Source organism: Neobacillus vireti (genome assembly GCF_036962465.1).
Taxonomy (GTDB): Bacteria; Bacillota; Bacilli; order Bacillales; family Cytobacillaceae; genus Neobacillus; species Neobacillus vireti_B.
This window is the reverse complement of sequence record NZ_JBALNF010000002.1, coordinates 38,482-52,619: the sequence shown is the minus strand read 5'-3', so window position 1 is coordinate 52,619 and position 14,138 is coordinate 38,482. Positions and strand designations below refer to the sequence as shown.

The window sequence follows — 14,138 nt, the reverse complement described above, 5'->3', positions numbered from 1 at the left end:
TTAAAGGGAACCTCTTTTTACTATGTAAGAGTAAAATAAAACACTTATTAAGAGTGTTTGGACTGTAGGTATGGAGGAGAAGATGAGATTCGAACTCACGCAACGGTTACCCGTCCTAACGCATTTCGAGTGCGCCCCCTTATAACCGCTTGGGTACTTCTCCGTTTGGAGCGGGTGAGGGGAATCGAACCCCCGCCGTCAGCTTGGGAAGCTGAAATTCTACCATTAAACCACACCCGCAGTTTAAAGAACACATATATTATATCATGGGTGCTATATTTTTTGTCCAGCATTTTGCTTGAAAAGCAAAAAGTGCTGAGGTTTTTCCCAGCACTTTTCTAGGCTTCGGCTTTTGGTTTTATAGCAAAGACTGTTACCACTGCGGCAATGATACTAAGACCGCTTAAAACAATAAAAATCCAGTGGTTAGCGTATTCCATGAGCACCGCAATTAGTGGGGGACCTGCTGCAACCCCAATAAAGCGCATTGAACTGTAGATAGAGGAAATGGTTCCGCGTTCTTCTTTCTCGATTCCTTCAGTAATTAACGCATCTAAACAAGGTAGGCTTAACCCAATCCCTATTCCAGTAATCAAAAACATCGTGATCATATACCAAAGCTTAATCGAAAACCATAGTGCACCAATTGAGATAGCTGCGACGATAATACTGATCAAGGTTATCCATTTCATTAAAACTTTATTTTTCTTAATAATCTTTCCGCTGATAAAAGATGCTAAACAAAGTGCACCAAGTGGTAGTGATAAAAAGAATCCTTTTTTGAGATCCTTAATCCCATACTCTTTTTCAAAGGTTTCAGACAGGTAAAACAAAATTCCAAACAGGACAAGCATAAGAATACCGCCAATAAAAAAGATGGCATACAGCCAACGTCCTTTTTCAGTAAAGGTTTTTTTAATATTTGTGAAAAATTGTTTGAAAGGAATGGGTTCTTCATTACTTTTAGGGCATTTAACAAGAAAAATCATTAAGATTACCGAAATGGCACAAAATACTGGGATTGAAAAAAATGGTAAAAACCAGATAAATCCGGCAAGAAAGGCTCCCAGTATAGGGCTTAAAACTTTTCCCAACGTATTAGACGTTTCAATCAGTCCTAAACAGCTGCTAACATCATCTTCACTTTTAAACATGTCACCTACTAATGGGAGTACAATGGGCATGGCCCCTGCCGCCCCTACTCCCTGAAGGGCACGGCCGACTAAAATGAGCCAATAGGCATCTGTTAACTTCCATGCAGCCCACCAGGAAATTAGCCCGCCAATGGCCGCTATAAGCAGACTGGGGATAATCACTTTTTTTCTTCCGATATGGTCGGATATATACCCGGCAACCGGAATTAGAAAAATGGCAACAATCGAATAAACAGTAATAATCATACTGGTTTGAAAGGATGTGATGGATAATTCTTTTTCCATAGAAGGTAGTACAGGAATCAACATTGAATTTCCTAAAGTCATCACTAAAGGAATAGAAGACAGCGAGACGATCGCCCACTTTTGTTTAGCTATTTCACTTTGCTTTTTTTGGCCTGCTGCCGATTGTTTTTTCTTTGCTGCCTTTTTGTTTTGGCTTATTCGTTCAATATGTTCCATGAATCTTCTATCCCGCCTTCATTTATGCTCTTCGCATTCCACTTTAAAGAGACGTGTTTGCTTGCTAAAGTTAATATTGGCTAATTCAATTGAAAATAACAAAGTTTAACGCATCCTTTAAATGGAAGTAGGTAAATAAAGACAGTAAGAATGAAATAAAAAAACGAGAAATGTAAATTTCAAATTTTTAAAAAAATAATCCCTTGACATATTTTGTGAAGTTGGATAGGATAATAATCAATAAAACAAATCATATAGGTGTAGACGAAGAGTAGTAACTTTTACGGATTCTTGAAGAGAGCTGATGGTTGGTGCGAATCAGTGTAGACGTTTAAGTGAATGGACTTCCGAGCCTCCAAACTGAACCCTGTTAGGCAGTAGGCTTTGGCGAAGATCTCATCGTTACAAGAGACAGATATTCAAGCTTTTTTGCTTCGATATCGGTTAAGTGAGCTAATTTTAGCTAATGAAGGTGGCACCACGGGTCTTCCGTCCTTTTTGGATGGAGGGCCCTTTTGTATTTATATATAAAATAATTAACTCGTTGAGCAAGAGTAGTACACAAAAATTAATTCTTTCCAGAGAGTCGGGGGAGGTGTGAGCCCGATATGAATAAATTTGTGGAATGGACTTGTGAGAGGTGTCTTGAACATTAGTAGGGATGCCCGGATTCCCCCGTTAAAAGGATAGGATATCGGACAGAATCTGTTCTGTATCTGAATGAGGGAGCAGATTTTTATCTGTTCCAAAGGGAGGTGGCACCACGGTCTTAGAATCGTCCTCTATATGCGCAATCTATTTGCGCGTATAGAGGACGATTTTTTTTATTTTCGAAAAGGGGTTGTGACATGAAGACAATAAATCGATGTTTAATACAGGAAATCAAAGGAGATACATTAACGCCCATATCGATCTTACAAAAGATAAGCGGAACAAAGAAATTCTTATTGGAAAGCTCTCATAAATACAATGACTCGGGGAGGTACTCATTTATTGGTACAGACCCAGCCTTTGAACTCATTTCTAGAGGGAAAAGGAACGAAATTATCTATCGCGACGGGACAAAGCAGGTAGTGAAGGGAAATCCTTTAGAGATATTAAAGAAGCTTTTACCAGAAGGGATATTTGAAGAATATGATTTCCCTTTTATAGGAGGCTCAGTGGGATATGTTGGTTACGACATCATTAGAGAGTTTGAAGTAATTGGAGAGGAATATCCTAATGGCTTGGAAATGCCTGATGTGCATCTTATGTTTTTTGAAGAAGTGATTGTTTTTGATCATCTGCAAGAAAAAGTAAAAATTTGTGGTCTTCCATTATCAGAAAGTAGTAGCACAGCGATAATTGAAAAACGAATAAAGCAAAGGATTGAAGAATTAAAAAAGCCAAATTATTATTACGAAGAGGAACCTTATACTTTTAGCGGTTTTGAATCAGATACAACAAAAGCAGCGTTTATTAAAAATGTTGAAACTGCAAAAGAGCATATCCTTGCAGGCGATATTTTTCAAGTAGTCCTCTCAAGACGTATGAAATCATCATTTCAAGGTACGCCCTTATCACTTTATCGGAAGCATCGAAGCACCAATCCAACACCATATATGTTTTATATCGACTTTGAGGGATATACCGTGATTGGCTCTTCTCCAGAAAGCTTAATTAAAACACGTGGAAACACAGTCATCTCAAATCCGATTGCCGGAACAAAGCGCAGAGGAGCAACAGCTGAAGAGGATGAGCGGATTGGGAAGGAATTAATAAACGATGAAAAAGAGCTGGCAGAACATCGAATGCTTGTGGACCTTGGAAGAAACGATTTAGGCAAAGTTTGTGAATTTGGAACGGTTCAAATAGAGAAGTATTTGTCGGTAGAAAAATTCCGCCATGTTATCCACTTAGTATCAGAGGTCAGCGGAAAGCTCCATCCGGAAAAAACAGCATTAGATGCCTTGGCGGCCTGTCTGCCAGCAGGGACGGTTTCTGGTGCCCCAAAAGTTAGGGCAATGGAAATTATAAATACGTTAGAAAAATCAAAGCGCGGTCTTTATTCCGGGGCAGTTGGCTATGTGTCAGTAAACGGAAATATGGATTTCGCCTTGGCGATTCGTACCATGATCATTAAAGATGGTGAAGCAATTATCCAAGCAGGTGCAGGTGTTGTTCACGATTCAAACCCAGAGTCTGAATATGAGGAAACATTAAACAAGTTGAGATCCTTTTTGGAGGGTGAAAAATGATTTTATTAATTGATAATTTTGATTCGTTTACCTTTAATCTTTATCAATATCTAGGGGAACTGGGTGAGGAGGTTGTCGTTTATCGGAATAACCAGTTAAGTATGGAACAAATTCTAAAATTGAACCCAAAAGCAATTATTTTATCCCCTGGGCCTGGCAGGCCTGAGGATGCGGGTATTTGTATAGAATTAATTCAAACTTTCCATAAGACCATTCCTTTACTAGGTATATGTCTTGGCCATCAAGCAATTGGCGCAGCCTTTGGCAGTGAAGTGCGGAGGGCGCATGACATTAAGCATGGAAAGACTTCGTTCATCACCCATCAAGGTATTGAATTATTTGCGAACCTTGAATCTCCACTTGAGGTAATGCGTTATCATTCGTTGTCATTAGAAGAAAGTAATCTTCCAGCAGAGTTGGAGTGCATTGCTAATTCCAATGACGATCATGAAATTATGGCAATAAAGCATAAGAAATATCCTGTTTATGGACTGCAATTTCATCCGGAATCAATTGGAACTCCGGATGGAAAGCAAATGTTAAAAAACTTTTTAATCGAAATAGAAGGGATGAGGGAAAATGAAAAACTATCTACTCCAGTTAGCTGAGCAGCGATCCTTTTCTGAAGAGCAAATGCTAGAAGCAGTTGATTTTATCTTAGGAGAGGAAGTTTCTGAATCTGAAATTGCCGCCTTTTTAATGGGGTTAAAGTCTAAAGGTGAAACAGTTGACGAAATCGCTGGAATTGTTCGGGCTTTGAAGGGTAATACCCTTCGATTTAACCGGAAATTTCCGAATGTTCTGGATAACTGTGGGACTGGCGGCGATGGTTCATCAAGCTTTAATGTTAGTACAACTTCCGCCTTTGTTATAGCTGGTGCAGGAATTCCAGTGGCAAAGCACGGCAATAGAAGCATCTCAAGTAAAACAGGAAGTGCAGATGTCCTTGAGTATCTGGGAGTTAATCTAAATTTACCCTCTGAAAAAACGGAAGAAATCCTTCATGAAATCGGAATCGCTTTTTTATTCGCTCCACATGTTCATCCAAAATTAAAGAAAGTGATGACAGTACGCAAGGAATTGAAAATTCCAACGGTCTTTAATTATATTGGACCATTAACAAATCCGATTGAACTCGATTATCAATTGTTAGGCGTTAATCGCAGGGATTTATTAAATGTATTTGCTCAAGTACTCAAAAGATTAGGCCGTAAAAGAGCGGTTGTCATAAATGGTGCTGGATTTATGGATGAAGCTTCTCTTCAGGGAGAAAATCATTATACCCTTTTGGAGGATGGAAAAATTACTAGTCATATATTTGCACCTGAAGACGTTAATCTCCCGCAATACGATAACAGCCAAATAAAAGGCGGGGATTCAAAAGAAAATGGGGAAATCTTATTAAAAGTACTAAAAGGGGAACAAGGAGCCCCTCGTGATACAGTATTATTAAATGCTGGAATCGGTATTTATACAGCTGGAAAAGCCAGTTCCATTATTGAAGGTATTAACGTGGCCAAGGAAATAATCGATTCAGGTGCGGCATATGCAAAACTGACAACTCTTATTGAAAAATCTAAACTAGGCCAGAAAGAGGCGATTTAAGTGGAAACCATTCTTGACCGGATCATTGAACAAAAGAAAAAGGAGGTCCAGCTGCTTCAAGGAAGGACGGAAATCAATAATGAAACAGCTTATCCAAAAAGATCAATTCTAGAAAAGCTGAATTCTGCCAAGGAACTATCAATCATTTCCGAATATAAACGTGCCTCACCGTCAAAGGGGTTAATTAATAATGGAGTAGAACCTGGAGCACAGGCTGCAATTTATGAAAAAGCTGGAGCTTCCGCCATTTCTGTTTTAACTGATTCTACTTTTTTTAAGGGGTCATTCTTCGATTTGAAGGAGGTTCGTGAAGCAGTTAATCTTCCGATTCTATGTAAAGATTTTATTATTAGTCCGTTGCAAATTGATGTAGCAGCTGCCCATGGTGCAAATATCATTTTGTTAATTGTTGCCGCATTAGATGAGTGTAGTTTACTTGAACTTTATCACTACGCAACAGCAAAGGGCTTAGAGGTATTGATAGAAGTTCATAATGAATCTGAATTAGAAAAAGCTCTTAAAACAGGAACAAAGTTGATTGGTGTCAATAATCGTGATTTGAAGACATTTACAGTATCACTCGAAGTAACCGAACAATTAGCCTACATTGTAAAAAAATCTGGAGCTTATTTAATAAGTGAAAGTGGAATCCATACGAAGCAAGATGCTGTCAGAGTTCGAAACGCAGGTGCGAATGGAATTTTAGTAGGTGAGGCCTTAATGGTCAGTCAGGATATAGAGAAATCATTTGCAAATCTTCGCGTCCCATTGCAGGAGGGTGTTAATAGATGACCGCCAAAGTGAAAATCTGCGGACTAACGGACAGCCATACAGCAATTAAAGCTGCTGAGTACGGTGCTGATGCTATTGGACTTGTTTTTGCAGAGAGTAAACGACAAGTATCGCTCGCTGCAGCGAAAGAGATTGTTTCTAGTTTGCCAGCTCATGTTATGAAGATTGGTGTTTTCGTTAATGAAACGAAGGAGGAGATTGAAAGGATTGCGTCTTTAGTAGGGTTAACCCATATTCAACTTCATGGTGAGGAGTCTGCTGCCTTTTCTCAATCGCTTCCATTATCCGTTGTAAAAGCGATCAGCTTTGAAAATAATGACGCTTTAGAGGGGATTGTTCAATTCCCAGCCAATTATATTTTGCTCGATGGACCAAAAGGAAAATATCGGGGCGGAAATGGAACATCGTTTGATTGGAGGCAAGTTAACACTTTAAGTTTGAAAGGAAAAAAAGTCATTCTTGCCGGGGGATTGCATCTTGAAAATGTCACAGAGGCCATACAGATTATTAACCCTTATATGGTCGATGTGAGCTCTGGGGTTGAAACAAATGGAGTAAAAGATCTTGGGAAAATTAAAGCATTTATTGAAAAGGTGAAAACTTTACCAATTGGAGGAAAACTAAATGAGCACCTATACATTACCGAATGAAAAAGGCCATTTCGGAATATTTGGCGGAAGATTTGTACCAGAGACTTTAATGAAGGCAGTTAATGAATTAAATGATGCCTATGCAGAGGCAAAAAAGGATTCTGCTTTTCAAGCTGAGATTGCTAGATTAGCAAGTGAGTATGTTGGTAGAGAAACACCACTATATTTTGCAGAAAACTTATCTAAACATGCAGGTGGGGCAAATATTTACCTAAAAAGAGAAGACTTAAATCATACAGGCGCCCATAAGATTAATAACGCGATTGGCCAGGCATTGCTAGCTGTTCGTATGGGAAAAAGAAGAATTGTTGCTGAAACAGGAGCAGGTCAGCATGGTGTGGCAACAGCAACCGTATGTGCATTATTAAACCTCGAATGTATCGTTTTTATGGGTGAAGAAGACATCAAACGTCAAGCTTTAAACGTCTTTCGAATGGAATTGCTAGGCGCAAAGGTTGTTGGCGTATCCTCAGGCAGTGCTACTCTAAAGGATGCTGTTAACGAAGCCTTAAGATACTGGGTGACTAATGTGGATGATACACACTACTTACTAGGTTCAGCTATGGGGCCTCATCCATTCCCAATGATGGTGAGAGATTTTCAGAGTGTGATTGGCAAGGAGACGAGAGAACAATTTCTTGACCGCAATGGTTGCCTGCCTGAAGCTGTTGTTGCTTGTATCGGAGGCGGTAGTAATGCAATTGGAATGTTTTATCCATTTATTGACGATAAGGAAGTCAGGTTATATGGGGTCGAAGCCGCAGGGCAGGGAGTGGAAACGGAGTTTCATGCTGCGTCCTTAACAAAAGGGAAACCAGGTGTCCTTCATGGGTCATTAATGTATCTATTGCAGAATGAAGATGGCCAAATCCAAGAGGCACATTCCATTTCAGCAGGGCTTGATTATCCTGGAGTGGGGCCCGAACACAGTTATCTAAAAGACAGCGGCCGGGCCAATTATGTTTCGATTACCGATCAAGAGGCACTGGATGCCTTTCAACTCTTATCAAAGCTGGAAGGAATTATTCCTGCGCTTGAAAGTTCTCATGCAGTTGCCTACGCTATCAAGCTTGCAGCTGAAATGAAGGACAATCAAAATATTGTCGTTTGTTTATCTGGTCGTGGGGATAAAGATGTAGATGCAGTAAAAGCAAGACTTGAGGGGAGGAACTAACATGAATCGAATTGAAAAAGCATTTGCAGCATTAAAAGAAAACGATAAAAAAGCCTTTGTTCCCTATATAATGGCAGGTGACGGGGGTTTAGGAACGCTCGGTGAAAGACTTACAATACTTGAAAAATTCGGTGCAACTGCCGTCGAAGTTGGAGTTCCCTTTTCTGATCCTGTAGCAGATGGCCCAACGATCCAAAGAGCCGGCCTTAGAGCTCTGGCTAATGGGACCACCCTAAAAGGAATTGTTCTGGAAATCGAAAAAGCTAGAAAAAAAGTATCCATCCCCATTATTCTTATGACTTATTTAAATCCAATTTATTCATACGGTATAGCTGAGTTTGTCCGCGACATCCGGAATGCCGGAGTGGATGGCTGCATTATTCCTGACCTGCCGATGGAAGAGGAAGAAATGATAGCACCGGAACTTGAAAAAGCAGAAGTGGAACTAATCCGTTTAGTAACCATGACAACTCCCCCCGAAAGAATCAAAACGATTTCAAGTAAAGGAAGAGGATTTTTATATACGGTTACGGTGAAAGGAATTACTGGGGTTAGAAATGAGTACGATGCTGCACTTACTAGCTTTATAAAATCAGTTAAAGAAGTGAGTGATATCCCTGTTATGGCAGGGTTTGGTATTTCAAGCAAAGAGCAAATTCAACAAATATCAAAATACTGCGACGGAGTGATCGTCGGCAGTAGAATTGTTGAGCTATTTGAACAAGGCCGACTGAGCGAGATGGAAGATTTAATGTCTGTTATTAAACTGAAATCAAACGTATTATAGGCGAAAGGTCTACTTCTGTCTTCAGAGTAGGCCTTTTTATCAATTAGTTTACCAATATAGTGTTAAATCCTGTATGATTTTTGTATTTCTTGATAGCTGAGGTTAACTTCTTTATAATAAGTATATAATCATAAATAAGAAAGATTCTTTTTATGATGGATAAATTATTTTGAAACTTCCAGTAGTGGAAGTTTTTGTTTGTTTTTTATATCTGTTATCCATAAGATAATATTTGCTAGGGGCGTAATATATATGAAGGAAATAAATGTTGAAGAATTATTAACCCTAAAGGAACCAGTCATTATTGATATTCGTTCACAAATTGAGTTTGCAGACGGGGCAATTCCTGGGGCCATCAACATTCCATTATTCACGGATGAAGAACGTCAAGTCATAGGGACAATTTATAAACATGAAGGACAAGCGGCTGCAAAGTGGCAAGCGATGGAATTTGTTTCTCCTAAGCTTCCTGCTCTGTTAAAGACAATTAAGTCTTATCAAACGGATGGGGAGTTAATTATCCATTGCTGGCGTGGGGGAATGCGCAGTAAAGCCGTTGTAACCTTCTTAGAGTTTGCTGGCATTTATGCATGGCGCTTAGATGGGGGATATAAAGCCTATCGGCATCATATCCTTGAACAAATACCATCCATGATACCAGAAAAAACGGTTGTTATTCATGGGATGACAGGTGTTGGAAAAACAGAGGTTTTGAAAATTTTAAAGAAAAAGGGGTATCCTGTTCTTGATTTAGAAGAAATGGCAGGACACCGCGGCTCTATCTTTGGCACCATTGGTCTTGGAGAAGGTCATAATCAAAAGACATTTGATTCTCTCTTATTTAAAGGTCTTACAGAAATCCAAGGGGCAGACTATTTTCTTGTAGAGGCAGAAAGTAAAAGAATAGGTAAAGCCGTTCAGCCTGAAAAGTTAATGGACGTAAAATTTAAAGGTTTAAATATTTATATTCATTCGCCACTTGAACAAAGGGTAAAACAACTTGTTTCTGAGTATGTACTGCCTTATGAACAGGAACCATGGTATGACGAAAAAATATCGTTAGGAATTGAAAAGGTCTTAAGAAGAGTGAAGGATATAGACATTCGGAACAAATTAATCGAAACCCTTCATGAAAAAAATTATCGAGACATGATTTCAATCTTACTTAATCACTATTATGACCCACGGTACGATCATGCAAGACAAGACTATATTGGAGAGTTTATTGATATATTTGCTGAAGATCCAATCGATGCAGCAGATAAAATCACTGCCAAACTTAAAGAGTTATCCATTCCTCCGATGTTAGAAACCAATAGCCGCACCTAATTAACACAAATAATCAAGCACACGCCTTTTAAAGGTGTGTGCTTGATTGTTTTCTAAGGAGATTCTAATCTTCTTCTCATGGCAGTTTCCAGAAGAACAGATAAGATGTTACTACCTTCTAAAATTTATCTCCAATTATCATCAAATAGCAGGTACTGAAAAACAGTTCAAAAAGGAGGAATACAACATGTTTTGGTTTCGGTTAATCATTGTTGGCTTCTTTTCGTTCACCGCCATTTCTCTCGTTTCGTACCAATCAATTGAGATTATTCATGCAGTATTTGATTTTATTCGAGATAAACATCAGTTAAAATAATAGAAAAACGTAATGTGAGAGTGGGAGTATGTCCAAATTACTAATTATTGAAGATGAAAAGAGCTTGGCGCGTTTTATAGAGTTAGAAATGCAGCATGAGGGCTACGAAACTACCGTTGCAGCAGACGGACGTAATGGGTTGCAATTAGCTCTTACTGAGAGTTGGGATGCCATTTTGCTTGATTTACTGCTTCCTGAATTAAATGGCATGGAGGTATGCCGAAGAATTAGGCAATCTAATAAGACGATTCCTATTATTATGATTACAGCCCGTGATAGTGTCCTTGACCGGGTTTCTGGTCTAGACAGCGGGGCAGATGACTATATTATTAAACCATTTGCGATTGAAGAGTTATTAGCAAGATTGAGGTCGTTATTTAGAAGGGTTGATGCTTTGCAATCTACTGAGTTTAAGACCCTTGTATTTAGGGACCTTGTTGTTGAGCTAGAATCCTGTGTGGTTAAAAAAGGAGAATTGGTTATTAGTCTTACAAAGAGGGAATACGATTTATTAATTACCTTTATGAGTAATATTAACATTGTATTAACGAGGGAAGTACTCCTTAATAAGGTTTGGGGATACAGTACAGGCGTTGAAACAAATGTGGTGGATGTATATGTTCGATATTTACGAAATAAAATAGAGGATCAAAATGATGATGGACATTATATTCATACTGTACGCGGTATAGGATATGTTATGCGATGATACAGAAGATTAGCAGTCAATTTAATCGACTTCGCTGGCAAACTAAATTAGTTTTAAGCTGTTCCACTGCTATATTTCTGACTTTTTTTCTATTTAGTTTCTTAGAATATCATACCGTTTCAAAATGGATGATGAACCGTGAAGAAATTGCAATCAATCGAACTATGAGTGATATCACAACCTTTTATAATGCAAAATCAAACAAACCTAATCGCAGAGATATGAAGAAAAGTGCGGTATTTTTGAGAAAAATGAATGATAAAGATCAATTAATTAGAGTATATGACGAAGATGCTCATGTTCTTGTTTCGGATAAGAATGGTACCTTCCCCGTTTTAGAGGCTGCACCAACTAAGGAAAAGGTTACCCAAGAGATTTCAATTGAAGGAAATGAGGCATTTGTTGCCAGAGCCCCTTTAAAGGGAAATGATTTTACAGGGACGATAGAAATTGTTCGTCATTTAAATACCTACCGAAGAATGATGGGGAATCTCTTTTGGGTAATGACCGTATTTGGGATTGCGGCCATTATCTTTAGTGCTATCAGTGGTTTTTTACTTGCAAAGCAACTTTTAAAACCTGTAAGGGATTTAGCTAAAGCAATGAAACAAATTAAGGAAACTGGCTTCCAAGATAGAATGATTGGGTATAAACAAAAAGATGAATTAACAGCCCTGACTAATGTTTTTAACGAAATGATGGATGAAATTGAAAAATCGTTTTTACTTCAAAAGCAATTCGTTGAAGATGCCTCTCATGAACTCAGGACACCAGTGTCGATATTAGAGGGACATCTTTCTTTATTGAACAGATGGGGGAAAAAGGATCCTGCAATCCTAGATGAATCACTGGATGCTTCCCTGCAAGAAGTAACAAGATTAAAAAAATTAATTAACGACTTGTTACATATTACAAGAGCAGAACATCCTAGATTAAAAAATGAGGAAAAAACGGATATTTCAGAAACTCTTCATCAATTGGTGAAGAATTTGGAGATTATCCATCCGGATTACAATATTTTTTTAGAAGTGAATCCGATGTTACCAAAGGTTCCCATTTCGAAGCAGCATATGGAACAGATCATGATTATTTTATTAAATAATGCCATTCAATACTCGAACAATAATAAAACTATTTGGATTACTGCCATGCAAGAAGGCGGAAAAATGATCCTCTCCGTAGTTGACAATGGAATTGGTATATCGACTGAACATTTAGCGAACGTATTTAATCGATTTTATCGAGTGGATCAAGCTCGAAGCAGAGAAAACGGCGGTACAGGATTAGGTCTGTCAATTGCCCAGCGATTAATAAAAAAATATAATGGGGTAATTTCAATTGAAAGTCAGGAAGGGGTTGGAACAAAGGTAACGATTGTTCTGCCATATTTGCTATAAAAATTCTAATTACATGAACAGAGAGATAAAAACCGCTGAATTTGTTCAGCGGTTTATTTTCTTGGTTCTATCCTGGGGCTAGGTTTTCAGCAGTCTTAGACCCCTACGCTTTATTTCATCTTTTAAAAGTTTAATCCATTCCTTTTCCCCAGATTTCAATGCATCCCGATATGAAACAATCAACTGCTCATTACTCATAATTTTCAATTTAAGAATGCCTCCTCCAAAAATGGATTCTTTATTCAGTTTTTACTATTGTAATAGGTTAACGGAGATTTGAGAACTCAAACTTTACATTTTAGGTTAAGTAATCATCATATTGTTGCACACCACCGGAGCAATTGATTATACTAGAACTTGGACAAAGACCGAAAGGACGGTGGCAACAATGATTCATCTATCATGGAAAGATCGTGAGACAATTAAGAAAGTAAAATGCGTTCATACAGATGCAAAGAAATATCTCGTTCATAATGCTTTAACAGTAGGAGAAGTTTATGATGTAAAAAACGAAACAGAAGAGTTTTATTACATTATCGATAATTCTGGTAAAGTGGGCGGATTTTACAAGGAATATTTTCAAGATGCATAGGATCCCATCAAGACTGTGAGGTATAGCCTCCAGTCTTTTTTTATGAAGTGCGGATGTAAAAAACCAGCTGTCTGAACCAACATTCTTCAGACAGCTGGTAAAAGGATAATAATTAACGGGCATCTGGGAATACTCTGCGGACCGTATCAGAAAACCCATCGATGAAATCGGAATTGGTTCGTCCACGTCGGATATCCCGTGTAAACCTCGACATTCGATTATAGAATTGTGGATTTTTCGAAATATAAACATTATCGATATTGCCATCAACAGATTTTACTGCCCTTGTAATTTTACTCCTGGTCGTTGTTGTTAACTGATTATGAGTAGAATCAGCCATTTTAACAGCGATGTAGGCATTATTATCGGTGACAATGATGTTTGCCCGGTCAATCTCTGATAAATCAGTAACCCTATCTGCTGCTCGATTTGCAACGATTATCTGTGAAGTTTCGTATTGAATTTGGGTCTTCGTAGAGTGATTGTCATGATTTCTATGCCGATCTACTTCCGGATCGCTTGTATCGACGCTTGTAATGGCTGGACCACCATGATTTGGTGTATTATAATTGACTCTCGTTGGTTCCATTTTCTTGGGGTCAAGCTTCTGATTTGCAAGATCATCTTCTACATTATTCTTTGAACAGCCGGATATATACAAAGATAAGATAAGCGTTACTGTAACAAACAATCTTTTTTTCATTTAAGTAAGCACTCCTTCGGACTAAGTTACACCTAGAGATAGGTTTCCTAATTAAGAAAAAATTATCCTATTCATTAGGTAACTAAAAGCAATAGTCATGATGGAGAGTTCCTTTTTAAAAGAAATTTTTTATAAAATAAGCTGTGTTAATCTTTAATGTTTACTTCCGCTCCAATCAACATGCAAAATTAACAATAACCTTTAACACAGCCATAAAACGCCAAAAGAAGC

The 14,138-nt window shown here is 38.2% G+C and carries 15 protein-coding genes, 2 tRNA genes and 2 other annotated features; of the genes, 12 read left to right on the top strand and 5 right to left on the bottom strand.

Annotation, left to right across the window (positions count from 1 at the left end):
- Positions 1-71 precede the first annotated feature (71 nt).
- The 3 genes from V7077_RS00785 to V7077_RS00775 form a co-directional block, all read right to left on the bottom strand.
- Positions 72-163: transfer RNA gene (locus V7077_RS00785), tRNA-Ser, on the bottom strand.
- Positions 164-166: 3 nt separating this feature from the next.
- Positions 167-240 (bottom strand) — tRNA-Gly (locus tag V7077_RS00780).
- A gap of 98 nt (positions 241-338) precedes the next feature.
- Positions 339-1,616 carry an MFS transporter gene (locus V7077_RS00775; RefSeq protein ID WP_335497918.1) on the bottom strand — a complete coding sequence of 426 codons (1,278 nt, stop codon included), beginning with the start codon at positions 1,614-1,616 and terminating at the stop codon, positions 339-341.
- 252 nt (positions 1,617-1,868) lie between these two features.
- Positions 1,869-2,116 (top strand) — a binding site (T-box leader).
- A gap of 35 nt (positions 2,117-2,151) precedes the next feature.
- Positions 2,152-2,402 (top strand) — a binding site (T-box leader).
- A gap of 62 nt (positions 2,403-2,464) precedes the next feature.
- Between V7077_RS00775 and trpE the strand changes: the two genes are divergently transcribed.
- The 11 genes from trpE to V7077_RS00720 all read left to right on the top strand — a co-directional run bounded on the left by trpE (position 2,465) and on the right by V7077_RS00720 (position 12,612).
- On the top strand, positions 2,465-3,853 hold the full coding sequence (gene trpE, locus V7077_RS00770; protein ID WP_335497917.1) for an anthranilate synthase component I: 1,389 nt from the start codon (positions 2,465-2,467) through the stop codon (positions 3,851-3,853).
- Complete coding sequence (locus V7077_RS00765) at positions 3,850-4,461, top strand: anthranilate synthase component II (protein WP_335497916.1); 612 nt, start codon at positions 3,850-3,852, stop codon at positions 4,459-4,461. The genes trpE and V7077_RS00765 overlap by 4 nt, the downstream gene beginning before the upstream one ends.
- Positions 4,433-5,458, top strand: coding sequence for an anthranilate phosphoribosyltransferase (gene trpD / locus V7077_RS00760; RefSeq protein WP_335497915.1), 1,026 nt, complete (start codon positions 4,433-4,435; stop codon positions 5,456-5,458). Before V7077_RS00765 ends, trpD begins: the two co-directional genes overlap by 29 nt.
- A complete protein-coding gene (gene trpC / locus V7077_RS00755) occupies positions 5,459-6,250 on the top strand; it encodes an indole-3-glycerol phosphate synthase TrpC (protein WP_335497914.1) in 792 nt (263 codons plus the stop codon).
- The gene (locus V7077_RS00750; RefSeq protein ID WP_335497913.1) at positions 6,247-6,900 is read left to right on the top strand and encodes a phosphoribosylanthranilate isomerase; all 654 of its coding nucleotides are present in this window, start codon (positions 6,247-6,249) and stop codon (positions 6,898-6,900) included. The genes trpC and V7077_RS00750 overlap by 4 nt, the downstream gene beginning before the upstream one ends.
- On the top strand, positions 6,875-8,074 hold the full coding sequence (gene trpB, locus V7077_RS00745) for a tryptophan synthase subunit beta (protein WP_335497912.1): 1,200 nt from the start codon (positions 6,875-6,877) through the stop codon (positions 8,072-8,074). Before V7077_RS00750 ends, trpB begins: the two co-directional genes overlap by 26 nt.
- Before the next feature lies 1 nt (position 8,075).
- Complete coding sequence (gene trpA / locus V7077_RS00740; RefSeq protein ID WP_335497910.1) at positions 8,076-8,861, top strand: tryptophan synthase subunit alpha; 786 nt, start codon at positions 8,076-8,078, stop codon at positions 8,859-8,861.
- 252 nt (positions 8,862-9,113) lie between these two features.
- Positions 9,114-10,190 (top strand): tRNA 2-selenouridine(34) synthase MnmH, encoded by a 1,077-nt coding sequence (gene mnmH, locus V7077_RS00735; RefSeq protein ID WP_335497909.1) that lies wholly within the window; start codon positions 9,114-9,116, stop codon positions 10,188-10,190.
- Positions 10,191-10,377: 187 nt separating this feature from the next.
- Positions 10,378-10,506 carry a hypothetical protein gene (locus V7077_RS00730; RefSeq protein WP_335497907.1) on the top strand — a complete coding sequence of 43 codons (129 nt, stop codon included), beginning with the start codon at positions 10,378-10,380 and terminating at the stop codon, positions 10,504-10,506.
- Positions 10,507-10,534: 28 nt separating this feature from the next.
- Positions 10,535-11,215 (top strand): response regulator transcription factor, encoded by a 681-nt coding sequence (locus tag V7077_RS00725; RefSeq protein ID WP_335497906.1) that lies wholly within the window; start codon positions 10,535-10,537, stop codon positions 11,213-11,215.
- Positions 11,212-12,612 (top strand): HAMP domain-containing sensor histidine kinase, encoded by a 1,401-nt coding sequence (locus V7077_RS00720; RefSeq protein ID WP_335497904.1) that lies wholly within the window; start codon positions 11,212-11,214, stop codon positions 12,610-12,612. Before V7077_RS00725 ends, V7077_RS00720 begins: the two co-directional genes overlap by 4 nt.
- 78 nt (positions 12,613-12,690) lie before the next feature.
- Here V7077_RS00720 and sda read toward each other — a convergent pair whose 3' ends face one another.
- Complete coding sequence (gene sda, locus V7077_RS00715) at positions 12,691-12,810, bottom strand: sporulation histidine kinase inhibitor Sda (protein ID WP_420489600.1); 120 nt, start codon at positions 12,808-12,810, stop codon at positions 12,691-12,693.
- 190 nt (positions 12,811-13,000) lie between these two features.
- On the opposite strand from sda, the gene V7077_RS00710 reads away from it, so the two are divergent.
- On the top strand, positions 13,001-13,204 hold the full coding sequence (locus tag V7077_RS00710) for a DUF6501 family protein (protein ID WP_335497901.1): 204 nt from the start codon (positions 13,001-13,003) through the stop codon (positions 13,202-13,204).
- A 112-nt stretch (positions 13,205-13,316) separates the two neighbouring features.
- Here V7077_RS00710 and V7077_RS00705 read toward each other — a convergent pair whose 3' ends face one another.
- Entirely contained in the window at positions 13,317-13,907 is a 591-nt protein-coding gene (locus tag V7077_RS00705) for a YhcN/YlaJ family sporulation lipoprotein (RefSeq protein WP_335497899.1), read from the bottom strand.
- Positions 13,908-14,138 lie beyond the last annotated feature (231 nt).

What these genes read in the sequence shown, in the direction of transcription:
- V7077_RS00775 (WP_335497918.1), bottom strand. Translation starts at nt 1,616, where the DNA reads ATGGAACATATTGAACGAATAAGCCAAAACAAAAAGGCAGCAAAGAAA.
- trpE (WP_335497917.1), top strand. Translation starts at nt 2,465, where the DNA reads ATGAAGACAATAAATCGATGTTTAATACAGGAAATCAAAGGAGATACA.
- V7077_RS00765 (WP_335497916.1), top strand. Translation starts at nt 3,850, where the DNA reads ATGATTTTATTAATTGATAATTTTGATTCGTTTACCTTTAATCTTTAT.
- trpD (WP_335497915.1), top strand. Translation starts at nt 4,433, where the DNA reads ATGAAAAACTATCTACTCCAGTTAGCTGAGCAGCGATCCTTTTCTGAA.
- V7077_RS00750 (WP_335497913.1), top strand. Translation starts at nt 6,247, where the DNA reads ATGACCGCCAAAGTGAAAATCTGCGGACTAACGGACAGCCATACAGCA.
- trpB (WP_335497912.1), top strand. Translation starts at nt 6,875, where the DNA reads ATGAGCACCTATACATTACCGAATGAAAAAGGCCATTTCGGAATATTT.
- trpA (WP_335497910.1), top strand. Translation starts at nt 8,076, where the DNA reads ATGAATCGAATTGAAAAAGCATTTGCAGCATTAAAAGAAAACGATAAA.
- mnmH (WP_335497909.1), top strand. Translation starts at nt 9,114, where the DNA reads ATGAAGGAAATAAATGTTGAAGAATTATTAACCCTAAAGGAACCAGTC.
- V7077_RS00730 (WP_335497907.1), top strand. Translation starts at nt 10,378, where the DNA reads ATGTTTTGGTTTCGGTTAATCATTGTTGGCTTCTTTTCGTTCACCGCC.
- V7077_RS00725 (WP_335497906.1), top strand. Translation starts at nt 10,535, where the DNA reads ATGTCCAAATTACTAATTATTGAAGATGAAAAGAGCTTGGCGCGTTTT.
- V7077_RS00720 (WP_335497904.1), top strand. Translation starts at nt 11,212, where the DNA reads ATGATACAGAAGATTAGCAGTCAATTTAATCGACTTCGCTGGCAAACT.
- sda (WP_420489600.1), bottom strand. Translation starts at nt 12,810, where the DNA reads ATGAGTAATGAGCAGTTGATTGTTTCATATCGGGATGCATTGAAATCT.
- V7077_RS00710 (WP_335497901.1), top strand. Translation starts at nt 13,001, where the DNA reads ATGATTCATCTATCATGGAAAGATCGTGAGACAATTAAGAAAGTAAAA.
- V7077_RS00705 (WP_335497899.1), bottom strand. Translation starts at nt 13,907, where the DNA reads ATGAAAAAAAGATTGTTTGTTACAGTAACGCTTATCTTATCTTTGTAT.